The sequence below is a fragment of the Pseudomonas sp. Pseusp49 genome (assembly GCF_059491875.1).
This window is the reverse complement of record NZ_CP168514.1, coordinates 5,181,476-5,203,880: the sequence shown is the minus strand read 5'-3', so window position 1 is coordinate 5,203,880 and position 22,405 is coordinate 5,181,476. Positions and strand designations below refer to the sequence as shown.

The following is a 22,405-nucleotide window of genomic DNA, read 5'->3' as shown; positions in this document are numbered from 1 at the left end:
ACTTAAAGCTTGCAGCTTAAAGCTTGCAGCTAAAAAGCCCTGTCTCAGCAGGGCTTTTTTTTGTTAATGCTCGGTTAACTTAGTCAGCTAACGATGCACACTCTTGCTCCACCAAAGGCCCGGTGCAGACCGTTTGCGTCCGCACAAGAGAGCCGATTAGCCTGAGTCGATCTGCGTGCGACCCACCGAGATCCAGCGGCAGATTGCTCGACCCCATCACTCAAGATCCATGCGGGCATGCACATGATTACCCTGAAGCTCAATGGTCAAGACCATCAACTCGACGTCACCGAGGACATGCCGCTGCTCTGGGCGATCCGCGACGTGGCCGGTTACAACGGCACCAAATTTGGCTGCGGCATGGGCCTGTGCGGGGCCTGCACCATTCATATCGAAGGGGCTCCGGCACGCAGTTGCATCACGCCCATCGGTTCCGTCGTCGGTCAGAATGTCAGCACCATCGACAACCTGCACGCCGACCCGATCGGCAAAGTCGTCCAGCAAGCCTGGCTCGACACGGCGGTCGCCCAGTGCGGTTTCTGCCAGGGTGGGCAAATCATGTCGGCGACAGCGCTGCTCAAGACCCACCCGAACCCCAGCGACGAGCAGATTGAAGAAGCGATGGTCGGCAACATCTGCCGCTGCGGCACCTACAACCGCATCAAGACCGCCATCCGCCAGGCCTCCAATCACCTGAAGGAGGCCAAGGCATGAGCCGGTTACCGCATGATTTCACCCTGAGCAATCTGAGCCAGCTCAGTCGCCGTGGTTTTCTGAAAGGCGTGGGCGCCACCAGTGCGCTGGTATTGGCGGCGAGCTGGGGCTGGCAAGACGCTTTTGCCGAAGAAAAGGACAAGAAGTTCGGCGCCGACGGCATGCCCCACGGCTGGGTCGACGATCCGAAAGTCTATGTGAGCATCGCCGCCGATGGCACGGTGACTGTGATCTGCAACCGCTCGGAAATGGGGCAGGGCGTGCGCACCAGCCTGACCATGGTGGTGGCTGATGAGCTGGAAGCCGATTGGGCGCGGGTCAAGGTACAGCAGGCCCCGGGCGATGAAGCACGTTTCGGCAACCAGGACACCGACGGCTCACGCAGCATGCGCCACTGGTACGAACCGATGCGTCGTTGCGGGGCTGCTGCACGCGCCATGCTGGAACAGGCCGCGGCTGACCAGTGGAAAGTCTCGGTGGGCGAGTGCCATGCGCAACTGCATAAAGTCATCCATAAACCCTCGGGCCGCGAACTGGATTATGGTGTGCTCGCCGCCGCTGCCAGCGCTTTGGCCGTACCGGCGCGTGACAGCCTGAGGCTCAAGCAGCCTTCGGAATTCCGCTACATCGGCAAGGAAGGCACCAAGGCCATCGACGGTGAAGACATCGTCAACGGCCGTGCGGTGTACGGTGCCGACGTGCATTTCGACGGCATGCTCTACGCGACGATTGCCCGCCCGACGGTGTATGGCGGCAAAGTCAAAAGTTTCGATGCCAGCGCGGCGATGAAAGTCCCCGGCGTGGTCAAGGTGCTGCAGATCGAAAGCCGTCCGTTGCCTTCGGAGTTCCAGCCCCTGGGTGGTATCGCCGTGGTGGCGAGCAACACCTGGGCGGCGATCAAGGGCCGCGAGGCGCTGAAAATCGAGTGGGATGACGGCCCCAATGCCAGCTACGACTCGATCGCCTATCGCAAGGAGCTCGAAGCGGCCTCGCTCAAGCCTGGCAAGGTGGTGCGCAATACCGGCAACATAGACGAAGCCATGAGCAGCGCCGACAGTACGCTGGAAGCCTCCTACTACTTGCCGCATTTGTCACAATCACCGATGGAGCCGATGGTCGCCATTGCGCGGTTCAAGGACGGTGCGTGCGAGGCCTGGGGGCCAAGCCAGGCACCGCAGGTCACCCGGGAACGGATTGGTGAAAGGCTGGGCCTGCCGTTCGACAGCGTCACGTTCAACGTGACCTTGCTGGGCGGCGGGTTCGGGCGCAAGTCCAAGCCTGACTTCATCCTCGAAGCCGCGATCCTCGCCAAGGAATTCCCCGGCAAAGCGGTGCGGGTGCAATGGACCCGCGAAGACGACATTCATTGTTCCTACTTCCACACCGTATCGGCCGAATACCTCAAGGCCAGTCTGAACAAGGACGGTCTGCCGTCCGGCTGGCTGCACCGTACGGTCGCGCCAAGCATCACGGCGTTGTTTGCGCCGGGCATGAACCATGAGGCGGCGTTCGAACTGGGCATGGGTTTTACCAACATGGCCTATGCGATCCCCAACATTCGCCTGGAAAACCCCGAGGCCACGGTGCATACCCGCGTCGGCTGGTATCGCTCGGTGTCGAACATTCCCCATGGCTTCGCGATCCAGAGTTTTATCGATGAGCTGGCGCACAAGGCCGGGGAAGATCCGCTGAAGTACCAGATCAGGTTGCTCGGCCCGGACCGTCAGATCGATCCGCGCACCTTGAGCGAAGAGTGGAACTACGGCGAATCCCCCGAGCGTTATCCGATCGACACCGCGCGCCTGCGCACGGTACTGGAGACCGCCGCCAAAGCCGCCGGATGGGGGCGTGAGCTGCCCAAGGGGCGCGGCCTGGGCCTGGCGGTGCATTACAGTTTCGTGACCTACGTGGCGGCGGTGATCGAGGTGGAGGTGAAAGACGACGGCACGCTGGTGGTGCACAAGGCGGATATCGCCGTCGATTGCGGACCGCAGATCAATCCCGAGCGGATTCGCGCACAGTTCGAGGGCGCCTGCGTCATGGGCCTGGGTAATGCGGTGCTCGGGGAAATCAGCTTCAAGGACGGCAAGGTCCAGCAGGACAACTTCCACATGTACGAAGTGGCGCGCATGTCCCTGGCGCCGAAAGAAGTGGCTGTGCATCTGGTGACGCCGTCGGGCGACGTGCCATTGGGCGGGGTTGGTGAGCCGGGCGTGCCACCGATTGCGCCGGCCCTGTGCAACGCGATCTTTGCTGCCACCGGCAAGCGCATCCGCAACCTGCCGGTTCGTTATCAGTTGTCGGGCTGGCAGCAGGCCGGAACCTGATGGACAGCGCCGACCTGAACGTCCTGCGCAGCGTGTTGCAATGGCAGCGCGCCGGTCAGCGGGTAGTGTTGTACAGCGTGGTCGAAACCTGGGGCACTGCGCCCCGGGCACCCGGCGCCATGCTGGCCCTGCGCGAGGACGGTGTGGTGATTGGTTCGGTTTCCGGCGGGTGTGTCGAGGATGACTTGATCGCCCGGCTGCACGACGGCCGTCTCGCACTGGACGGGCCTCCGGTGCAACTGATCACGTACGGCGTGACCCGCGAGGAAGCTGCACGTTTCGGTTTGCCCTGCGGTGGCACCTTGCGCTTGACCGAGGAGCGCATCGACGATGGGGATTGGGTCGAGCAACTGCTGGCCCGATGCGAGGCCCATGAAATCGTTGCCCGTGAACTGAACCTGGCCTCCGGCGAAGTGCTTTTGCGTCCGGCCACTAAAGCCGACGTCTTGACGTTCGACGGTCAGACCTTGCGGGCGATCTATGGCCCGCGCTGGCGCTTGCTGCTGATCGGCGCGGGGCAACTGTCGCGCTATGTCGCGGAAATGGCTCGTTTGCTGGATTTCGAAGTGCTGATTTGCGATCCACGCAGCGAGTTCGTCTATGGCTGGGAAGAGCAGCACGGACGATTCGTCTCGGGCATGCCGGATGAGGCAGTATTGAATATCCAGACCGATGAACGCACGGCCATCGTGGCCTTGACCCATGATCCGCGCCTGGACGACATGGCGCTGCTCACGGCCCTGGATTCCAAAGCCTTTTACGTTGGAGCGCTGGGGTCGCGGGTCAACAGCCAGAAGCGCCGGGAAAACCTGGCTCAACTGGGTTTGTCGCAATCGGCGATTGACCGTTTGCACGGTCCGATTGGCTTGCATATCGGCAGTCATAATCCAGCGGAAATTGCCTTGTCGCTCATGGCGGAAATCGTGGCGGTCAAAAATGGCATCGAACTGAAACAGAAGAAGGTCTTGCGGGAGAACGTATGAGCGAGTCCATTGGCGTCGTCGTACTGGCGGCGGGGCAGGGCAGTCGGTTTCGTCAGGAAGCGGGCGCCGAAAGGGATAAGTTGGTGGCCGATTGCACCGGGCGTGACGGCGTGGTGCGGTCCGTCATCGAGCACACATTGGTCAACCTGCCGGCGACGCTGGGCAAACGCGTATTGGTCACCACTGCTGACCGCCCGCAAGTGATTCGCATGGCTCAGGCCTATGGCTGCGAGATTGTGCTGATCGAATCGACCGGTATGGGCGACAGCATTGCCGCCGGGGTCGCTGCCTGCAAGCAACTCGATGGCTGGCTGATGGTGCTGGGGGATATGCCGTTCATCCTGCCGTCCAGTATCGAGCAAGTGGTGGCGGGTATTGGCGATGACAGTATCAGTGTGCCCGTACAGGGCGGTAGGTATGGGCATCCGGTCGGATTTGGACGGGACTTCGCAGCGGGATTGATGACGCTCTCGGGGGATCGTGGCGCGAAACCACTGTTTGCCCAAGGGCGGGTGGTCGAAGTGACCGTGGATGATCCCGGTGTGCTGTGGGATGTGGATGTGCCGCCGGCATTGAACTACAAACCAGCCTAGATCCTCTGTAGGAGCTGCCGCAGGCTGCGATCTTTTGATCTTGTTTCCCGACCGATTCCGAAATCGCCAAAAGATCGCAGGCTGCGCCAGCTCCTACAAGGTGTCGGATGTACCTGTAGGAGCTGCCGCAGGCTGCGATCTTTTGATCTTGTTTCCCGACCGATTTCGAAACAGCCAAAAGATCGCAGGCTGCGCCAGCTCCTACAAGGTGTCGGATGTACCTGTAGGAGCTGCCGAAGGCTGCGATCTTTTGATCTTGTTTCCTGATCGATTCCGAAATCGCCAAAAGATCGCAGGCTGCGCCAGCTCCTACAAAGTGTCGGATGTACCTGTAGGAGCTGCCGCAGGCTGCGATCTTTTGATCTTGTTTCCTGATCGATTCCGAAACCGCCAAAAGATCGCAGGCTGCGCCAGCTCCTACAAGGATTGCGGTGAAGTCCGGATATAAAAAAAGCCCCGCCTGGGTTCACCAGGCAGGGCTTTTCAGTGGCCGATGGAATCAGGCGAGAGGTTTGGTCTCGTGCTCTTTTTCCAGGGCTTGCTCGTGTTGCTCTACCGCTTCCTGAACAGAACGCGGCGCTTCGTGGATCACCGACTCGGCCGGCTCGGCAACCACTTCGGCGGCCGGGGCAGGCGCGGCCTCAACCACTTCAGCAACAACTGCTTCAACCGGAGCCGCAGCGGCAGCCAGTTCGGCTTCCTTCTGCAGGCGCTCGGCTTCACGCTTGCGACGACGCACTTCACGCGGGTCGTTAGGCGCACGGCCACTTGGCGTCAGGGCGCTGACAGGAGCGGCTTCGACGACCGGCGCAGGCGCTTGGGCGACGACCGCAGCTTCAGCAGCAGGAGCTTCAACGACAGGAGCTTCAACCTGCGGCGCTGGAGCCGGTTCCGCGGCGGCAACCACCGGCTCGGAAACCATGGCTTCGGCCACTTGGGTCTCGGCAGCAGGCGCTGGTGTTTCAGCGACGGCTGGCTCGGCCACCCAGTTGAACGCCGTTTGCTCTTCACGCACTTCGCGAACGGTTTCAGTCACGGTCTCGACGACAGCTTCTGCAGGAGCGGCAGGTGCTTCAACCACTGGAGCCGGCTCGGCAGCTGCTTCTACGGCTGGCTGAGCTTCTGGCGCCACTTCGATTTCCGGCGAGGCGGTGACTTCGACCGGCGTGGTCGCTTCAACGACTGGCGCTTCAACCGGAGCTGCTTCCAGGGTCGCGGCAGTGGCGCGTTCGGCTTGCACATTGGCTTCAGCTTCGGCTGGAGCGCTGATCACGCTGCTGGCAACGGCTGCGGTCACAGCCAAGCCGGCGGCCAGATCGGCAGTGCTTGGCGCTTCAGCGTTTTCGCCGGACTCGGACTCTTCCGAACCTTCGATCACGTTGCCGTTGGCGTCACGCTGACGCTCGCGACGGTTGCTGCGACGACGCTGGCCACGGGAACGGCGGCGTGGACGATCGCCTTCGGCGTTTTCCTGACCTTCTTCCTGCAGTTGCTCTTCGTTGGTGGTCAGTTCTTCTTCGGCAGCGGCGGCAGCAGCTTGTTCGGCACGAGGCTGACGCTCTTCACGCGGTGGGCGTGGAGCACGCTCTTCACGTGGCTGGCGAGCTGGACGCTCTTCTGCGGTAGCAGCGGCGGCCGGAGCAGCCGGAGCGGCATCCAGAGGCTCGCGCAGTTCACGCACGCGCTCTTCACGCTCGCCACGTGGCTTGCGATCTTCACGCGGAGCGCGCGGCGCACGTTCTTCACGAGGCGCGCGTGGTGCGCGTTCTTCGCGAGCTACTGCCGGCGTTTCTTCACGGGACTCGCGAGGTTCGCGCACTTCGCGTGGCTGACGTTCTTCACGCGGCTCACGTGGCGCGCGCTCTTCACGCGGTGCACGTTCTTCGCGAGGCTTGCGCTCTTCATCGCGGCGACCGTTACGGTTGCGGCTCTGCTGGCGACCGTTGCGACGCTCTTCGTTGCGGGCCGGACGCTCGGCGGCTGGCTTTTCAACCACAACCGGCGCGACAGGCTCTTCCTTGGTGGCGAACAGGCTCACCAGCGACTTCACCAGGCCTTTGAACAGGCTTGGCTCAGGCACGACGGCCGGAGCAGGGGCCGGAGCGGCAACTTCGGTCGGAACCGGAGCGTTGGCGCGGGCCGGAGCGGTCTTGACCGCGGCTTCCTGGCGAACCAGGGTGCGGGTCGCAGCGGCTGGCTGGACTTCTTCGACTTCGGCAGCGGCAGCGGCGATTTCGTAGCTGGACTGGTTGGTCGCTGCTTCCGGGCTGTCATCACGCAGGCGTTGCACTTCGAAGTGCGGCGTCTCGAGGTGATCGTTCGGCAGAATGACGATGCGGGCGCGGGTGCGCAGTTCGATCTTGGTGATCGAGTTGCGTTTTTCGTTGAGCAGGAACGCAGCCACCGGGATCGGCACTTGTGCACGAACTTCGGCGGTGCGGTCTTTCAGGGCTTCTTCTTCGATCAGGCGCAGGATCGCCAGGGACAGCGATTCAACGTCACGGATGATGCCGGTGCCGTTGCAACGCGGGCAGACGATGCCGCTGCTTTCGCCCAGGGACGGACGCAGGCGCTGACGGGACATTTCCAGCAGGCCGAAGCGCGAGATGCGACCGACTTGCACGCGAGCGCGGTCGGCTTCCAGGCATTCGCGGACTTTCTCTTCCACGGCGCGCTGGTTCTTGGCAGGGGTCATGTCGATGAAGTCGATGACGATCAGGCCGCCGATGTCGCGCAGGCGCAACTGACGGGCGATTTCTTCGGCCGCTTCAAGGTTGGTCTGCAGCGCGGTTTCTTCGATGTCGCTGCCTTTGGTGGCGCGCGCCGAGTTGATGTCGATGGACACCAGGGCCTCGGTCGGATCGATCACGATGGAACCGCCGGAAGGCAGTTCGACGACGCGCTGGAAAGCGGTTTCGATCTGGCTTTCGATCTGGAAACGGTTGAACAGCGGAACGCTGTCTTCGTAGAGCTTGATCTTGCTGGCGTACTGCGGCATCACCTGGCGGATGAAGGTCAGGGCTTCGTCCTGGGCTTCAACGCTGTCGATCAGCACTTCGCCGATGTCCTGGCGCAGGTAGTCGCGGATCGCGCGGATGATCACGTTGCTTTCCTGGTAGATCAGGAACGGCGCGGCGCGGTCCAGCGAGGCTTCCTTGATGGCGGTCCACAGTTGCAGCAGGTAGTCGAGGTCCCACTGCATTTCTTCGCTGCTGCGGCCAAGGCCGGCAGTGCGCACGATCAGGCCCATGTCGGCCGGGGCAACCAGACCATTCAGGGCTTCACGCAGTTCGTTGCGCTCTTCGCCTTCGATGCGACGGGAGATACCGCCGGCACGCGGGTTGTTCGGCATCAGCACCAGGTAACGACCGGCCAGGCTGATGAAGGTGGTCAGGGCGGCGCCCTTGTTGCCACGTTCTTCTTTTTCGACCTGAACGATGACTTCCTGGCCTTCGCTCAGGACGTCCTTGATGTTGACGCGACCTTCCGGGGCTTTCTTGAAGTATTCGCGGGAGATTTCTTTGAGGGGCAGGAAGCCGTGGCGCTCAGAGCCGAAATCGACAAAGGCAGCCTCGAGGCTTGGTTCGATGCGAGTAATCCGGCCTTTATAGATGTTGGCCTTCTTCTGCTCGCGTGCACCGGATTCGATGTCCAGGTCGTAGAGGCGCTGGCCATCTACCAGTGCAACACGCAACTCTTCGGGTTGAGTTGCGTTAATCAGCATTCTTTTCATGTAGTACCGTCGGTTTCCGGGCTGCCGGAAACGGCGTTCGGCACACACGACTTCTCACGGTCGGTGTCAGGTGCGTCGGGAGTGGTTGGCCATTTCCCGTGTCCAGCGAAGTCCGGCCAATGTGGGCCTTCATCGCGACGTACGCGTCCTGCTTGCTGTGGCTACTTAAGCACTCAGTCAGGAGGAGGAATCAACCAGCGGCTGTGGACGAGATGAAGCGTCTGGAGAAAGCCTGTTGCTACACAGTCCGGCGGTTGTGCATCTCCACCCTACACGTATCCCTGATAATTCGGGTGCTGCCGCGCGCAGAATCCGCAGCGGGTTGGCATTTACCGTGAGCTCCGAAAGGGGAGGTCACGCATCATGGCTAATTTAGGCGTTGTTTCCGATGCCTTCGCTCGAGGTCATTCGCAGCTGACTGCACTTTGTGAACTGGCCGTGAATATGGCTCGCAAAACGAGTGGAAAACTCTGCTTTGTGGCGTGATTCAGGCCTCATGTCACCTGCGCTCGTTACACCTGCAAACTCCACCGTTACGTAGCGAAAGCCCCGTAGGACGGCCTCGCGTCCTGGTGAATTGCGTTGGTCAGGGCCGGTTTTTGACCGTTGGTCCGCTGTCCAGGCCGCTTTTGGCGGCGTTCGCGACTATAGCAGCAATGATTAAGTGCTTCAATTCCATAAAAAATTGTTATCATCCGCGGCATGACGACGACTACCCCCCCGACTCCAGGCGTACAACTGCTTGAGGTCTCGCCGGAATATGCCGGCCAACGTATTGATAATTTCCTTCTCGCCCGGCTCAAAGGCGTGCCCAAGACCTTGATTTACCGCATTTTGCGCAAGGGCGAAGTGCGCGTGAACAAAGGTCGGATCAAGCCCGAGTACAAGCTGCAGGCGGGCGATATCGTGCGCGTGCCGCCGGTTCGCGTGCCTGAGCGCGACGAGCCGGTGCCACTGGCACAAGGCCTGCTGCAGCGGCTCGAAGCCTCGATTGTCTTCGAAGACAAGGCCCTGATCGTGATCAACAAGCCCGCCGGCATTGCAGTTCACGGCGGTAGCGGCCTGACGTTCGGGGTGATCGAAGCCTTTCGTCAGTTGCGCCCCGATTGCAAGGAGCTCGAGCTGGTTCACCGTCTCGACCGTGACACGTCCGGCCTGTTGATGATCGCCAAGAAGCGCAGCATGTTGCGCCACTTGCACACTGCGTTGCGCGGTGATGGCGTCGACAAGCGCTACATGGCGCTGGTTCGCGGTAACTGGGCGAGCTCGATCAAGCAGGTTCGCGCGTCGCTGGGCAAGAGCAATCTGCGCTCCGGCGAGCGTATGGTCGAGGTCGACGAGGAGGAGGGCAAGGAGTCGGTGACCGTGTTCAAGGTCCTGCGCCGCTTCGGCGACTTTGCCACCCTGATCGAAGCCAAGCCGATTACCGGCCGGACTCATCAGATCCGCGTCCATACCTTGCACGCCGGGCATTGCATCGCTGGCGACACCAAGTACGGCGACGAAGGTTTCAGCAAGGAAATCCGCGATCTGGGCGGCAAGCGCCTGTTCCTGCATGCCTACATGTTGACCGTGCCGTTGCCTGATGGCGGCGAGCTGAAGTTGCAGGCGCCGGTCGACGAGATGTGGGCCAAGACTGTGGAGCGACTGAGTGCGCCCATCTGATTACAAGCTGCTGATCTTCGATTGGGACGGCACGCTGGCCGATTCCATTGGCCGGATTGTCGAGGCGATGCATGTTGCCTCCCGGCGCTCCGGTTTTGAACAGCGCGACGATCTTGCCGTCAAGGGCATCATCGGCCTGGGCTTGCCGGAAGCGATCCGCACCCTGTACCCCGAAATCGATGACGCCGAGTTGATAGCGTTTCGCGAGCACTACGCCGAACATTACATTGCGTCGGAGGCCGTGCCTTCGCCGTTGTTCGAAGGAGTCGTCGAGTCGCTCGAGGCATTTCGTGCCGAGGGCTATCATCTGGCTGTGGCGACCGGCAAGGCCCGTCGCGGGCTGGATCGGGTGCTGAAGTCTCATGGCTGGGAGGATTACTTCGATATCACCCGTGCCGCCGACGAGACCGCCAGCAAGCCCCATCCGCTGATGCTCGAGCAAATTCTCGCGCATTGCGAGGTTCGCCCGGATCAGGCATTGATGGTTGGTGATTCGTCCTTTGATTTGCAGATGGCACGCAACGCAGGCATGGGGTCGGTGGCCGTAAGCTATGGCGCTCAATCGATCGATGCGTTGAAGCTTTATGAGCCGCGACTGGCCATCGACCGTTTTTCAGAATTGCATGCCTGGCTGAGTCAGCAGGCTTAACCGGTTGTTTTTGGGGTGGACGGCATGACCGACGAATGGAAGGCGCCCGCCAAGGCGAGCGCAGAGAGCGGTGACGACAAGAGCTGGAAGCTGCTGGAGAAGACGCTGCTGGCCAGCGTGCAGGAGCAACGCCGGTCCCGTCGCTGGGGAATTTTCTTCAAGTTGCTGACGTTTGTGTATCTTTTCGGCGCGATTGCTCTGTTTTCGCCGCTGATGGATATGGAAAAGGCCGCTACCCTCAGCGCCAATTACACGGCGTTGATCGATGTAACAGGCATGATTGCCGACAAGGAGCCGGCCAGCGCAGACAATATCGTTGGCAGCCTACGCGCGGCTTTCGAGGACAAGAAGGTCAAGGGCGTCATCCTGCGCATCAACAGTCCGGGCGGCAGTCCGGTGCAGTCGGGTTATGTCTATGACGAGATCCGTCGTCTGCGCGCCCTGCATCCGGACACCAAACTGTATGCGGTCATTTCCGACCTGGGGGCTTCCGGTGCTTACTACATCGCCAGCGCGGCGGATCAGATCTACGCCGACAAGGCGAGCCTGGTCGGCTCCATCGGTGTGACGGCGGCCGGTTACGGCTTTGTCGGCACCATGGAGAAGCTGGGCGTCGAGCGTCGCACTTACACCTCGGGCGAACACAAGTCGTTCCTCGATCCGTTCCAGCCGCAGAAGCCGGAAGAAACCGCTTTCTGGCAGGGTGTGCTCGATACGACCCACAAGCAGTTCATCAACAGCGTCAAGCAAGGGCGGGGTGATCGCCTGAAGGACAAGGAGCATCCGGAGTTGTTCTCCGGCCTGGTCTGGTCCGGCGAGCAGGCGCTGCCGCTGGGGTTGATCGATGGACTGGGCAATGCCAGTTCGGTCGCGCGGGATGTGATCGGTGAGAAGGAGCTGGTGGACTTTACCGTTCAGGAGTCGCCATTCGATCGCTTCTCGAAGAAGCTCGGCGCCAGCGTGGCTGAGCATTTGGCGATGTGGATGGGGTTTAACGGTCCGTCGTTGCGCTAGACCGCTTCAAAGATCAAAAGATCGCAGCCTGCGGCAGCTCCTACACAGATCACCTGTAGGAGCTGCCGCAGGCTGCGATCTTTTGCTTTCAGGGTATTTGCACGCCTTCGACCAGCAACATGTCGATCAAGCGAATCAGCGGCAGACCAATCAGGCTGGTCGCATCAGGCCCCTCGGTACTGCGAAACAGGCTGACACCCAGGCCTTCGGCCTTGAAGCTGCCTGCGCAGTCGTAGGGCTGCTCGGCGTGCAGGTAGCGCTCGATGCGGGTCGCGTCGAGTGTGCGCATGTGTACGGTGAACGGCACGCAATCGACCTGGCAGTGCCCTGTCCGGCTGTTGAGCAAGGCCAGACCGGTCAGGAATGTCACGCTGGTGCCGCTGGCGGCCAGCAGTTGTTCGCGGGCTTTTTCGAAGGTGTGGGGCTTGCCGATTATCCGCTCTCCCAGCACGGCGACCTGGTCGGAGCCGATTATCAGATGAGCGGTATGGCTGGCGGCCAGGGCGCGCGCTTTCTCTTCGGCAAGGCGCTTGACCAGTGCGATGGCGGATTCACCGGGGCGATGGCTTTCGTCGATATCCGGCGAACTGCAGGTGAATGGCAGTTGCAGGCGGGCCAGCAATTCCCGGCGATAGACCGAGCCGGAAGCGAGTAATAAAGGCAGCATGCGCATCTCCATAAGGCAGGTGCGAATTCTAGCGAGGCTTCCAAGTGACGGACAGGGCTGAATTTCCTTTGACATGGGCGGGTGCATCCCTATAATGCTGCGCCTATGTTGAATGACCCGATTCCACCTCACGTTGACCCGCGCAAATTGGCTGATCGTGGCACCACCCTTCAAGGTGAAATGCTGCTGGCCGATTTGGAGAGACTCTGCGACCCGCTTTCCGACAATGTCGGTACGGTGCAGGCTAAATTCGTTTTTGAACGAGATGAACGTAAATCTGTGGTCATCCACAGCTTTATCGACACTGAAGTCAAAATGGTTTGCCAGCGTTGTCTTGAGCTGGTCACCCTGCCGATCCATAGCGAATGTAGTTACGCTGTGGTGAAGGAGGGTGCGAATACCCAGTCGTTGCCGAAAGGTTATGACGTGCTGGAACTGGGCGAAGATCCATTGGATCTGCAGTCACTGATCGAGGAGGAGCTTCTGCTCGCCTTGCCCATTGTGCCTGCTCATCATCCGGAAGAATGCCAGCAGCCGGCGGGAGCAGATGAGCCCGAACCGAGCGAGGACGAGGTAACGCGGTCCAACCCGTTCAGTGTATTGGCGCAGTTAAAGCGTGACCCAAACGTTTAGGAGTTAATCAATTATGGCTGTTCAGCAGAACAAAAAATCCCGCTCTGCCCGTGACATGCGCCGTTCGCACGACGCTCTCGAGGCTAGCACCCTGTCTGTAGAAAAAACCACCGGTGAAGTTCACCTGCGTCACCACGTATCGCCAGAAGGCGTATACCGTGGCCGTAAAGTGATCGACAAGGGCGCTGACGAGTAATCACTTGTCCGCTCAAGTCATCGCGATTGACGCAATGGGCGGGGACTTCGGTCCCCGCAGCATTGTCCAGGCCAGTCTTGCTTGCCTGTCCGCTACACCCTCGCTGCACCTGACCCTCGTCGGTCAACCCTCCCTTCTTGAAGAATTGATCGCTGGCCATTCGGCTGTGGATCGCGCGCGCCTGTCGATTGCTCCGGCGAGCGAAGTCATCGGCATGGACGAAAAACCCGCACAGGCCTTGCGAGGCAAGCCCGACTCATCGATGCGCGTGGCCCTTGAGTTGCTGCGCGACGGTAAAGTCCAGGCCTGTGTCAGTGCCGGCAATACCGGGGCGCTGATGGCGTTGTCGCGCTTCGTGCTCAAGACCCTGCCGGGCATTGACCGTCCGGCCATGGTGGCGGCGATCCCGACACAAAAGGGTTACTGCCAATTGCTCGACCTGGGTGCCAACGTCGATTGCAGTGCCGAGCATCTGTTGCAGTTTGCGGTGATGGGCTCGGTGGCGGCGGAGACGCTGGGCATCAGCCGCCCACGGGTGGCGTTGCTGAACATCGGCACCGAAGACATCAAGGGCAATCAGCAGGTCAAGCTGGCGGCGACTTTGTTGCAAGGCGCCCGGGGCATCAATTACATCGGCTTTATCGAGGGCGACGGTTTGTACCGTGGTGAAGCGGATGTGGTGGTGTGTGACGGTTTTGTCGGCAACATCCTGCTCAAATCCAGCGAAGGCCTGGCGACCATGATTGCCGGGCGCATCGAGGCGTTGTTCAAGAAGAGCCTGGCCTCACGTGCGGTCGGTGCACTGGCGCTGCCGTTGATGAAGCGTCTGCAGGCCGACCTGGCGCCTGCCCGGCATAACGGTGCGAGCTTTCTCGGCTTGCAGGGGATTGTGGTGAAGAGCCACGGTTCTGCCGGGGTCCAGGGTTTCCAGAGCGCTATTTCGCGCGCCATGATCGAGATTCAGGAGAATCTTCCCGAGCGCCTGCACGGTCGTCTGGAGGATTTGTTGCTTTAGGCGTTTTCGTCGGACAATGCTTAAATGTGACCGCTTGGTTCGATGGGCCATCCAACTGTCAGTTTCTTGCGTCCCCAAAGCGGGGCGCCATTTCTCCGACGACAAGATCATTAGGGGCTTGTTACATGTCTGCTTCCCTCGCATTCGTCTTCCCGGGACAGGGTTCGCAGTCCCTCGGCATGCTGGCCGAGCTGGGCGCACAACACCTGGTTGTCCTTGAAACATTCAAAGAAGCTTCCGATGCACTGGGTTACGACCTGTGGGCACTGACCCAGCAAGGGCCGGAAGAGCAACTCAATCAAACCGATAAAACCCAACCGGCCATTCTGACCGCCTCGATCGCCCTGTGGCGTCTGTGGCTGGCCGAAGGTGGTGCGCGTCCGGCCTACGTCGCCGGGCACAGCCTGGGTGAATACAGCGCGCTGGTGGCAGCGGGCAGCCTGAGCCTGGGCGACGCGGTGAAACTCGTCGAACGTCGTGGCCAGCTGATGCAGGAAGCCGTTCCGGCCGGGCAGGGCGGCATGGCCGCCATCCTCGGCCTGGACGATGCCGACGTACTGGCCGCCTGTGCCGAAGCGGCGCAAGGCGAAGTGGTCAGCGCGGTGAACTTCAACTCCCCGGGCCAGGTGGTCATCGCCGGTGCCAAGGCTGCGGTCGAGCGCGCCATCGAAGGCTGCAAGGCGCGTGGTGCCAAGCGCGCCATGCCGCTGCCGGTCAGCGTGCCGTCCCACTGCGAGCTGATGCGTCCGGCTGCCGAGCGTTTCGCCGAATCGATCGCCGCGATCAACTGGCAGGCGCCACAGATTCCGGTGGTCCAGAACGTCAGCGCCGAAGTGCCGGCCGATCTGGAAACCCTCAAGCGTGATCTGCTCGAACAGCTGTACAAGCCCGTACGCTGGGTCGAATCCGTACAGGCGCTGGCTGCCAGGGGCGCGACCAATCTGGTCGAGTGCGGCCCCGGTAAAGTGCTGGCCGGCCTGAACAAGCGTTGCGCCGAAGGCGTATCGACATCCAACCTCAATACCCCAGACGCTTTCGCTGCCGCCCGTGCAGCGTTGGCCTGAATCAGGAGAAGCTTGCATGAGTCTGCAAGGTAAAGTTGCACTGGTCACCGGTGCAAGCCGTGGCATCGGCCAGGCTATCGCACTGGAACTGGGTCGTCAGGGTGCCATCGTTGTCGGTACCGCGACTTCCGCGTCGGGTGCCGAGCGTATTGCCGCGACCCTGAAGGAAAACGGTATTCAAGGCACCGGCCTGGAACTCAATGTCACCAGTGACGAGTCCGTGGCGGCGGTCCTGGCGAGCATCCAGGAGCAGTTCGGTGCGCCGGCGATCCTGGTCAACAATGCCGGCATCACCCGCGATAACCTGATGATGCGCATGAAAGACGACGAGTGGCACGACGTTGTCGATACCAACCTGAACAGTCTGTTCCGCCTGTCCAAGGGCGTTTTGCGTGGCATGACCAAAGCCCGTTGGGGCCGAATTATCAGTATTGGTTCGGTTGTGGGTGCCATGGGCAACGCAGGCCAAGTAAACTACGCTGCCGCCAAGGCCGGTCTGGAAGGTTTCAGCCGTGCATTGGCGCGTGAAGTCGGTTCGCGTGCGATTACGGTAAACTCGGTGGCCCCAGGGTTCATTGATACCGATATGACCCGTGAACTGCCCGAGGCGCAGCGTGAAGCCTTGCAGACGCAGATTCCGCTGGGTCGTCTGGGGCAAGCTCAAGAGATCGCGTCCGTGGTCGCTTTTCTTGCGTCGGACGGTGCGGCTTACGTTACCGGAGCTACAATCCCGGTGAACGGCGGGATGTACATGTAATTCAAATGTGACGGATTGCTTCAAAAAAATGTCATACGAGCTGTCTAAAATCCGTTATAAAGCTGCAATCTATTTATAGGCAGAGGGTCACCGGGTTCGAGGAGTGAAGCTTTCAGTTGAAAAGCTGAAAAGCCTTTCTATACACTTACCCACTGGCCAGCTGCCTGAATTTGTCCATTAGGAGTGAAAACAAGGTATGAGCACCATCGAAGAGCGCGTCAAGAAAATCGTTGCTGAGCAACTGGGCGTTAAAGAAGAAGAAGTGGTCAACACTGCTTCCTTCGTTGAAGACCTGGGTGCCGACTCCCTTGACACCGTTGAGCTGGTGATGGCTCTGGAAGAGGAATTCGAGACCGAAATCCCTGACGAAGAAGCCGAGAAGATCACTACTGTACAAGCTGCAATCGACTACGTTACTAGCCACCAGGCGTAATAGTTTGTAATCGTTGCTCGCTGTCATGGAAAAACCGCACTGCCATCATGGCGTGCGGTTTTTTCTTTAGGCCTGATGCAAAGTCGTCATTTGAAAAAAGGAGAGTGCTGTGTCGCGTAGACGCGTCGTAGTCACCGGTATGGGTATGTTGTCGCCACTGGGCACGGATGTGCCGAGCAGCTGGCAGGGCATTCTGGCTGGCCGCAGTGGCATTGGTCTGATCGAACACACCGACCTTTCTGCCTATTCCACCCGTTTTGGCGGCTCGGTAAAGGACTTCAATGTCGAGGAATACCTGTCGGTCAAGGAAGCCCGCAAACTCGACCTGTTCATTCAGTACGGTCTGGCAGCAGGTTTTCAGGCGGTACGCAATTCCGGTCTGGAAGTCACTGACGCCAACCGTGAGCGTATCGGCGTGGCCATGGGCTCGGGTATTGGCGGTCTGACCAATATCGAAGAAACCGCCCGCACGCTGCACGAGACCGGCCCACGACGGATTTCCCCGTTCTTCGTGCCAGGCTCGATCATCAATATGATTTCCGGTTTCCTGTCGATCCATCTGGGGGCACAGGGACCTAACTACGCCATCGCCACGGCCTGTACCACCGGTACCCACTGCATTGGCATGGCAGCCCGCAACATCATGTACGACGAAGCCGACGTGATGATTGCCGGCGGTGCCGAGATGGCGGCCTGCGGCCTGGGCATGGGCGGCTTCGGTGCCTCGCGCGCGCTGTCGACCCGCAACGACGAGCCGACCCGCGCCAGCCGTCCATGGGACAAGGGCCGTGACGGCTTCGTGCTGTCCAATGGCGCCGGTGCACTGGTTCTGGAAGAGCTGGAACACGCCAAGGCCCGTGGTGCGACCATCTACGCCGAACTCATTGGCTTCGGCACCAGCGGCGATGCCTACCATATGACTTCGCCACCCGCCGATGGCGCGGGTGCTGCCCGCTGCATCACCAATGCGCTGCGCGATGCGAAGATCAATGGCGATCAAGTGCAGTACATCAACGCCCACGGCACGTCGACTCCCGCCGGCGATCTCGCTGAGGTCAACGCGATCAAGTCGGTGTTCGGCGAGCATGCCTACAAGCTGGCCGTCAGCTCCACCAAGTCCATGACCGGCCACCTGCTGGGTGCGGCGGGCGCGGTCGAGGCGATCTTCAGCGTGCTGGCGATCAACAGCCAGGTAGCGCCGCCGACCATCAACCTTGATGAGCCGGACGAAGGCTGCGACCTCGATTTCGTGCCGCACACCGCGCGCAACATGGATATCGATGTGGTCGTGTCCAACTCCTTCGGTTTTGGCGGCACCAACGGCTCGCTGGTGTTCCGCCGGTTCGCAGGCTGATGGACTGCTGGGTCGACGGTCAGCCGGCTGACGCTCTGTCGCTGAAGGATCGCGGCCTGGCTTATGGCGATGGTCTGTTCGAAACCATCGCCGTGCGCAACGGGCAGCCCGTTTTGCTGGAGCGGCATCTGTCGCGTCTGGCGGATGGCTGTTCGCGTCTGGCGCTTGCTGCCGATCAGGAATTGATCCGCAGCGAACTGCTGGCCTACGCCGCGGCATTGGGTGACGGGGTGCTCAAGATCATGCTCACTCGTGGCGACGGCCTGCGCGGTTACGCGCCCGATCCTTCGGCCCAGGCTCGACGCATTCTGCAAGGCAGTCCACCTGCAGCCTACGCTGCCGCGCATGGCGAGCAGGGTGTTCGTCTGTTTCCCTGCACCACGCGATTGTCCAGGCAGCCATTACTGGCCGGCCTCAAGCACCTCAATCGACTTGAACAAGTCCTCGCCCGTGCCGAATGGCAGGACACCGAGCATGCCGAAGGCTTGATGCTCGATCAGGCCGGGCGCGTGATCGAGGGTGTGTTCAGCAATCTGTTCCTGGTGCGTGACGGTGTGCTCATCACGGCTGATCTCAAGCGTTGCGGCGTGGCCGGGGTGATGCGTGCCGAACTATTGTTCCAGGCCGGGTTGCTGGGAATCCCCACGCAAATCACCGACATCCCCCTCGAACAGCTGCAATGGGCTGACGAAGTCTTTGTCTGCAACAGCGTGTATGGTATCTGGCCTGTGCGTGCCTATGCTGCTCTTCACTGGCCGGTTGGGCCGCTCACCCGTAAACTCCAAACCATTGCCCGTGCGCTACTGGATGCTTGATACGTGAGACGTAAACTCTTGCTGCTGCTGGAAACCGGAGTGGTTCTGGCAGGGCTGCTGATGGGTGCTTCAGCCTGGAAAATTCATTCGGCGCTGGTACAACCGCTGAACATTGCCCAGGAACAATTGCTGGATGTGCCCAAGGGCACCACGCCGACCCGCACCTTCTACCGACTTGAAGCCAATGGCGTCATCAAGGACGCCTTCTGGCTGCGCGTGTATTGGCGTTTCAATCTCGCCAAGCAACCCCTGCACAGCGGTGAATACCGCATGAAGCCGGGCATGACCGTCGAAGGCCTGATCGACCTGTGGAAACGCGGGGAAATGGTTCAGTACAGCCTGACCCTGGTCGAAGGCTGGAATTTCCGCCAGGTGCGCGCAGCGCTGGCCAAGGAAGAGAAACTCGATCATAGCCTCGACGGCTTGAGCGATAGCCAGGTCATGGACAAGCTTGGCCACACCGGGATTTTTCCGGAAGGGCGCTTCTTCCCTGACACCTATCGTTACGTGCGCGGCATGTCCGATATCGAGCTGCTGAAAACCGCCTACGACCGCCTCGACGAAGTACTCGCCAGGGAATGGGAGCAGCGCGCCGCGGATGCGCCGTACACCGAGCCCTATCAAGCGCTGATCATGGCCTCGCTGGTCGAAAAGGAAACCGGCGTACCGCAGGAGCGCGGGCAGATTGCCGGCGTGTTTGTACGGCGGATGGCGATGGGCATGCTGCTGCAGACCGACCCGACGGTGATCTACGGCCTCGGCGACCGCTACAGCGGCAAGCTGACCCGGGCCCACCTCAAGGAGGCGACGCCCTACAACACCTACATGAATGCGGGCCTGCCGCCGACGCCTATTTCCATGGTCGGTCGCGAAGCCATTCATGCGGCACTCAATCCGGTGGAGGGCAACAGCCTCTACTTCGTGGCGCGTGGTGATGGCACTCACGTGTTCTCCGACGATCTGGATGCCCACAACAATGCCGTGAAGGAGTTCCAGCTCAAGCGTCGCGCCGATTACCGCTCCAGCCCGGCGCCTACTGCCACGCCAGAGACTGCGCCGACCCAGACTGAGCAAAACGGTACGCAGGAGGCCAAGGCTTCGCAGGAGCTGGCACCGATCCCGGCCGCTTCACCGAACACGGCACCCGAGGCGCTGCCGCCAGTGCCGGCGCAAGATCCTGCGCCAGCTCCTGAAACACCGGAGCCCGATGCAAGCGCACCGAAAAGCCCGCAATGACTCTGATTAAGGACTGCCTGTGACTGGCTTGTTTATTACTCTGGAAGGCCCGGAAGGCGCCGGCAAGAGCACCAATCGCGAATACCTGGCCGAGCGCTTGCGCGCCGCCGGCATCGAGGTGGTGCTGACCCGCGAGCCGGGGGGCACGCCGTTGGCCGAGCGCATCCGTGAAGTGCTGTTGGCCCCGGTCGACGAAGTCATGAACCCGGATACCGAGTTGCTGTTGGTGTTCGCGGCGCGTGCCCAGCACCTGGCTGAAGTGATTCGCCCGGCACTGGCCCGCGGTGCAGTGGTCTTGTGTGATCGTTTTACCGATTCGACTTACGCCTACCAGGGCGGCGGCCGTGGCTTGTCGCTTGAGCGCATCGCGGCTCTGGAAACCTTCGTTCAAGGCGATCTGCGCCCGGACCTGACACTGATTTTCGATCTACCTGTCGAGGTGGGTCTGGCCCGAGCCAGCGCACGCGGCCGCCTGGATCGCTTCGAACTCGAAGGCCGGACCTTTTTCGATGCCGTACGCCATGCGTTCCTCAAGCGGGCCAAGGCGGATCCGACGCGTTATGTGCTGGTCGATGCGGCCCAACCGTTGGCACAGGTTCAGCAATCGCTGGATGCCTTGCTGCCACGTCTGCTGGAGTTGAACCGTGGCTGAGGCCTATCCGTGGCAGGAAAACCTCTGGCAGCACCTGGCGGGTCGCGCACAGCATGCGCACGCCTACCTGCTGCATGGCCCGGCCGGGATCGGCAAGCGGGCACTCGCCGAACGCCTGATGGCCAGCTTGCTGTGCCAGCGCCCGAAGGCGCTGGAGGCCTGCGGCGAATGCAAATCCTGCCTGCTGCTCAAGGCTGGCAGTCACCCGGATAACTACATCCTGGAACCGGAAGAAGCCGACAAGGCGATCAAGGTCGATCAGGTTCGCGATCTGGTCGGTTTCGTGGTGCAGACTGCGCAGTTGGGCGGGCGCAAAGTGGTGCTGATCGAGCCGGTCGAGTCGATGAACATCAACGCCGCCAACGCCTTGCTCAAGAGCCTCGAAGAGCCGTCCGGCGATACGGTTTTGTTGCTGGTGAGCCATCAGCCGAGCCGCTTGCTGCCCACCATCAAGAGTCGCTGCGTGCAGCAGGCGTGTCCGCTGCCGGGCGAAGCCATGAGCTTGAAGTGGCTGGCCCAGGCATTGCCGGAATGTTCCGAAGAGGAGCGCGTCGAGTTGCTGACGCTGGCCGCCGGTTCGCCATTGGCGGCGGTCAACCTCCAGGCCCTGGGCGTGCGTGAGCAGCGCATGCAAGTCGTGGAGGGGGTGAAGAAACTCCTCAAGCAACAGCAGTCGCCGACGCAACTGGCCGAAGAATGGAAAAACATTCCGATGTTGCGCCTGTTCGATTGGTTCTGCGACTGGTCGAGCCTGATCCTGCGCTATCAGTTGACCCAGGACGAAGCCGGCCTCGGCCTGGCCGACATGCGCAAGGTCGTGCAATACCTGGCGCAGAAAACCGCCCAGGGCAAAGTCCTCGATATTCAGGACTGGATTCTCGCCCAGCGGCAGAAAGTCTTGAGCAAGGCCAACCTCAATCCGGCCTTGCTGCTCGAGGCCTTGCTGGTGCAATGGGCGTCGTTGCCTGCTCAAAGATGACTGCCTGCGCCTAGAATCTATCAGTACACCCGACCGTCCCACCCATTCGATGTAAGTTGCAGCCCTTTATGCTCGTAGATTCCCATTGTCACCTCGATCGCCTCGACCTGGCCGCCCACGACGGCTCCCTGGATGCTGCCCTGGATGCCGCCCGACAGCGCGGGGTCGGGCACTTTCTGTGTATCGGTGTCAGCGCGGACAACGCGGCCGACGTCAAGGCCCTGGCCGAACGTTATGACGACGTCGACTGCTCGGTGGGCGTGCACCCCCTGGATGTACAGCCCGGTGCCGCGCCGGCGCTGGACTGGCTGTTGCAGGAGCTCAATCACCCGCGGGTGGTCGCCATCGGCGAAACCGGTCTCGATTACCACTACGAGCCGGAAGCGGCGCAGTTGCAACAGGAGTCCTTTCGCCTGCACCTGCAAGCGGCGCAGCAGACCGGCAAACCGGTGATCATCCACACCCGTGGGGCCCGCACCGATACCCTGGACTTGCTGCGCGAAGCGGCACTGCCCCAGGCGGGCGTATTGCACTGCTTTACCGAAGACTGGGAAATGGCGAAGGCTGCGCTGGACATGGGCTATTACATTTCCTTGTCCGGGATTGTCACTTTTCGCAATGCCGATGCGTTGCGCGATGTGGCCAGCAAGGTGCCGGCCGACCGGTTGCTGGTGGAAACCGACTCGCCCTACCTGGCGCCGATTCCCCACCGCGGCAAGCCAAACCTGCCGCAGTACGTGCGTGAAGTAGCGGAATTTCTGGCAATGTTGCGCGGTGAACCCTACGAGCGTTTTGCCGAGCAGACCACCGCCAATTTCAAGCGGCTGTTCCCGCTGGCGCATGTAAAAGGTTAAATCGTAGGCAAAAAAAACCCGGGTTCTGGGGGGTGAATCCGGGTTAAGACCATTAGGAGTAAAACAATGGCA

21 protein-coding genes are annotated in these 22,405 nt (G+C 61.0%); 19 read left to right on the top strand and 2 right to left on the bottom strand.

What is annotated here, in order from left to right:
• Positions 1-243: 243 nt before the first annotated feature.
• The 4 genes from ACEN83_RS23060 to ACEN83_RS23045 are packed head-to-tail and all read left to right on the top strand — an operon-like array spanning position 244 to position 4,617.
• Positions 244-714: a (2Fe-2S)-binding protein gene (locus ACEN83_RS23060; protein WP_495580906.1), complete on the top strand. Its 471-nt coding sequence runs from the start codon at positions 244-246 to the stop codon at positions 712-714.
• Positions 711-3,041, top strand: coding sequence for a xanthine dehydrogenase family protein molybdopterin-binding subunit (locus ACEN83_RS23055; RefSeq protein ID WP_495578537.1), 2,331 nt, complete (start codon positions 711-713; stop codon positions 3,039-3,041). Before ACEN83_RS23060 ends, ACEN83_RS23055 begins: the two co-directional genes overlap by 4 nt.
• Complete coding sequence (locus ACEN83_RS23050) at positions 3,041-4,024, top strand: XdhC family protein (RefSeq protein ID WP_495578536.1); 984 nt, start codon at positions 3,041-3,043, stop codon at positions 4,022-4,024. The genes ACEN83_RS23055 and ACEN83_RS23050 overlap by 1 nt, the downstream gene beginning before the upstream one ends.
• Positions 4,021-4,617 (top strand): nucleotidyltransferase family protein, encoded by a 597-nt coding sequence (locus ACEN83_RS23045; protein WP_495578535.1) that lies wholly within the window; start codon positions 4,021-4,023, stop codon positions 4,615-4,617. The genes ACEN83_RS23050 and ACEN83_RS23045 overlap by 4 nt, the downstream gene beginning before the upstream one ends.
• A 499-nt stretch (positions 4,618-5,116) precedes the next feature.
• Here ACEN83_RS23045 and rne read toward each other — a convergent pair whose 3' ends face one another.
• Positions 5,117-8,350: a ribonuclease E gene (gene rne / locus ACEN83_RS23040; RefSeq protein WP_495578534.1), complete on the bottom strand. Its 3,234-nt coding sequence runs from the start codon at positions 8,348-8,350 to the stop codon at positions 5,117-5,119.
• 702 nt (positions 8,351-9,052) lie between these two features.
• Here rne and rluC point away from each other — a divergent pair.
• Genes rluC through ACEN83_RS23025 form a run of 3 tightly spaced genes read left to right on the top strand, consistent with a single transcriptional unit; the run spans position 9,053 to position 11,678 of the window.
• Positions 9,053-10,015 (top strand): 23S rRNA pseudouridine(955/2504/2580) synthase RluC, encoded by a 963-nt coding sequence (gene rluC / locus ACEN83_RS23035; protein ID WP_007977058.1) that lies wholly within the window; start codon positions 9,053-9,055, stop codon positions 10,013-10,015.
• Positions 10,002-10,664 carry an HAD-IA family hydrolase gene (locus ACEN83_RS23030; protein WP_495578533.1) on the top strand — a complete coding sequence of 221 codons (663 nt, stop codon included), beginning with the start codon at positions 10,002-10,004 and terminating at the stop codon, positions 10,662-10,664. Before rluC ends, ACEN83_RS23030 begins: the two co-directional genes overlap by 14 nt.
• 24 nt (positions 10,665-10,688) lie before the next feature.
• Entirely contained in the window at positions 10,689-11,678 is a 990-nt protein-coding gene (locus ACEN83_RS23025; protein ID WP_495578532.1) for a S49 family peptidase, read from the top strand.
• Between the two features lie 88 nt (positions 11,679-11,766).
• On the opposite strand, the gene ACEN83_RS23020 is transcribed toward ACEN83_RS23025, so the two are convergent.
• A complete protein-coding gene (locus tag ACEN83_RS23020; RefSeq protein WP_495578531.1) occupies positions 11,767-12,345 on the bottom strand; it encodes a Maf family protein in 579 nt (192 codons plus the stop codon).
• 105 nt (positions 12,346-12,450) lie between these two features.
• Here ACEN83_RS23020 and ACEN83_RS23015 point away from each other — a divergent pair, with 105 nt between their 5' ends.
• The 12 genes from ACEN83_RS23015 to ACEN83_RS22960 all read left to right on the top strand — a co-directional run bounded on the left by ACEN83_RS23015 (position 12,451) and on the right by ACEN83_RS22960 (position 22,333).
• Positions 12,451-12,978: a YceD family protein gene (locus ACEN83_RS23015; protein WP_007942001.1), complete on the top strand. Its 528-nt coding sequence runs from the start codon at positions 12,451-12,453 to the stop codon at positions 12,976-12,978.
• Between the two features lie 13 nt (positions 12,979-12,991).
• Complete coding sequence (rpmF, locus tag ACEN83_RS23010) at positions 12,992-13,174, top strand: 50S ribosomal protein L32 (protein WP_003179396.1); 183 nt, start codon at positions 12,992-12,994, stop codon at positions 13,172-13,174.
• Positions 13,175-13,178: 4 nt separating this feature from the next.
• Entirely contained in the window at positions 13,179-14,189 is a 1,011-nt protein-coding gene (gene plsX / locus ACEN83_RS23005; protein ID WP_102700898.1) for a phosphate acyltransferase PlsX, read from the top strand.
• Positions 14,190-14,314: 125 nt separating this feature from the next.
• Positions 14,315-15,253, top strand: a complete 939-nt coding sequence (gene fabD, locus ACEN83_RS23000) for an ACP S-malonyltransferase (RefSeq protein WP_495578530.1) — start codon at positions 14,315-14,317, stop codon at positions 15,251-15,253.
• A gap of 16 nt (positions 15,254-15,269) precedes the next feature.
• Complete coding sequence (gene fabG / locus ACEN83_RS22995) at positions 15,270-16,010, top strand: 3-oxoacyl-ACP reductase FabG (RefSeq protein WP_007977052.1); 741 nt, start codon at positions 15,270-15,272, stop codon at positions 16,008-16,010.
• A gap of 196 nt (positions 16,011-16,206) precedes the next feature.
• Entirely contained in the window at positions 16,207-16,443 is a 237-nt protein-coding gene (gene acpP / locus ACEN83_RS22990; RefSeq protein ID WP_003175607.1) for an acyl carrier protein, read from the top strand.
• A gap of 109 nt (positions 16,444-16,552) precedes the next feature.
• A complete protein-coding gene (fabF, locus tag ACEN83_RS22985; RefSeq protein WP_007977050.1) occupies positions 16,553-17,797 on the top strand; it encodes a beta-ketoacyl-ACP synthase II in 1,245 nt (414 codons plus the stop codon).
• Positions 17,797-18,612 carry an aminodeoxychorismate lyase gene (gene pabC, locus ACEN83_RS22980; protein WP_495578529.1) on the top strand — a complete coding sequence of 272 codons (816 nt, stop codon included), beginning with the start codon at positions 17,797-17,799 and terminating at the stop codon, positions 18,610-18,612. The genes fabF and pabC overlap by 1 nt, the downstream gene beginning before the upstream one ends.
• Positions 18,613-18,615: 3 nt before the next feature.
• On the top strand, positions 18,616-19,848 hold the full coding sequence (gene mltG, locus ACEN83_RS22975; protein WP_495578528.1) for an endolytic transglycosylase MltG: 1,233 nt from the start codon (positions 18,616-18,618) through the stop codon (positions 19,846-19,848).
• 19 nt (positions 19,849-19,867) lie between these two features.
• The gene (tmk, locus tag ACEN83_RS22970; protein ID WP_495578527.1) at positions 19,868-20,500 is read left to right on the top strand and encodes a dTMP kinase; all 633 of its coding nucleotides are present in this window, start codon (positions 19,868-19,870) and stop codon (positions 20,498-20,500) included.
• Positions 20,493-21,479 carry a DNA polymerase III subunit delta' gene (locus ACEN83_RS22965; RefSeq protein WP_495578526.1) on the top strand — a complete coding sequence of 329 codons (987 nt, stop codon included), beginning with the start codon at positions 20,493-20,495 and terminating at the stop codon, positions 21,477-21,479. Before tmk ends, ACEN83_RS22965 begins: the two co-directional genes overlap by 8 nt.
• Positions 21,480-21,547: 68 nt before the next feature.
• Entirely contained in the window at positions 21,548-22,333 is a 786-nt protein-coding gene (locus ACEN83_RS22960; protein ID WP_007977042.1) for a TatD family hydrolase, read from the top strand.
• Positions 22,334-22,405: the final 72 nt, after the last annotated feature.

What these genes read in the sequence shown, in the direction of transcription:
- rpmF (WP_003179396.1), top strand. Translation starts at nt 12,992, where the DNA reads ATGGCTGTTCAGCAGAACAAAAAATCCCGCTCTGCCCGTGACATGCGC.
- ACEN83_RS23055 (WP_495578537.1), top strand. Translation starts at nt 711, where the DNA reads ATGAGCCGGTTACCGCATGATTTCACCCTGAGCAATCTGAGCCAGCTC.
- pabC (WP_495578529.1), top strand. Translation starts at nt 17,797, where the DNA reads ATGGACTGCTGGGTCGACGGTCAGCCGGCTGACGCTCTGTCGCTGAAG.
- ACEN83_RS23045 (WP_495578535.1), top strand. Translation starts at nt 4,021, where the DNA reads ATGAGCGAGTCCATTGGCGTCGTCGTACTGGCGGCGGGGCAGGGCAGT.
- rne (WP_495578534.1), bottom strand. Translation starts at nt 8,350, where the DNA reads ATGAAAAGAATGCTGATTAACGCAACTCAACCCGAAGAGTTGCGTGTT.
- ACEN83_RS22960 (WP_007977042.1), top strand. Translation starts at nt 21,548, where the DNA reads ATGCTCGTAGATTCCCATTGTCACCTCGATCGCCTCGACCTGGCCGCC.
- fabG (WP_007977052.1), top strand. Translation starts at nt 15,270, where the DNA reads ATGAGTCTGCAAGGTAAAGTTGCACTGGTCACCGGTGCAAGCCGTGGC.
- rluC (WP_007977058.1), top strand. Translation starts at nt 9,053, where the DNA reads ATGACGACGACTACCCCCCCGACTCCAGGCGTACAACTGCTTGAGGTC.
- ACEN83_RS23015 (WP_007942001.1), top strand. Translation starts at nt 12,451, where the DNA reads ATGTTGAATGACCCGATTCCACCTCACGTTGACCCGCGCAAATTGGCT.
- ACEN83_RS23060 (WP_495580906.1), top strand. Translation starts at nt 244, where the DNA reads ATGATTACCCTGAAGCTCAATGGTCAAGACCATCAACTCGACGTCACC.
- fabD (WP_495578530.1), top strand. Translation starts at nt 14,315, where the DNA reads ATGTCTGCTTCCCTCGCATTCGTCTTCCCGGGACAGGGTTCGCAGTCC.
- acpP (WP_003175607.1), top strand. Translation starts at nt 16,207, where the DNA reads ATGAGCACCATCGAAGAGCGCGTCAAGAAAATCGTTGCTGAGCAACTG.
- ACEN83_RS23050 (WP_495578536.1), top strand. Translation starts at nt 3,041, where the DNA reads ATGGACAGCGCCGACCTGAACGTCCTGCGCAGCGTGTTGCAATGGCAG.
- ACEN83_RS23025 (WP_495578532.1), top strand. Translation starts at nt 10,689, where the DNA reads ATGACCGACGAATGGAAGGCGCCCGCCAAGGCGAGCGCAGAGAGCGGT.
- ACEN83_RS23020 (WP_495578531.1), bottom strand. Translation starts at nt 12,345, where the DNA reads ATGCTGCCTTTATTACTCGCTTCCGGCTCGGTCTATCGCCGGGAATTG.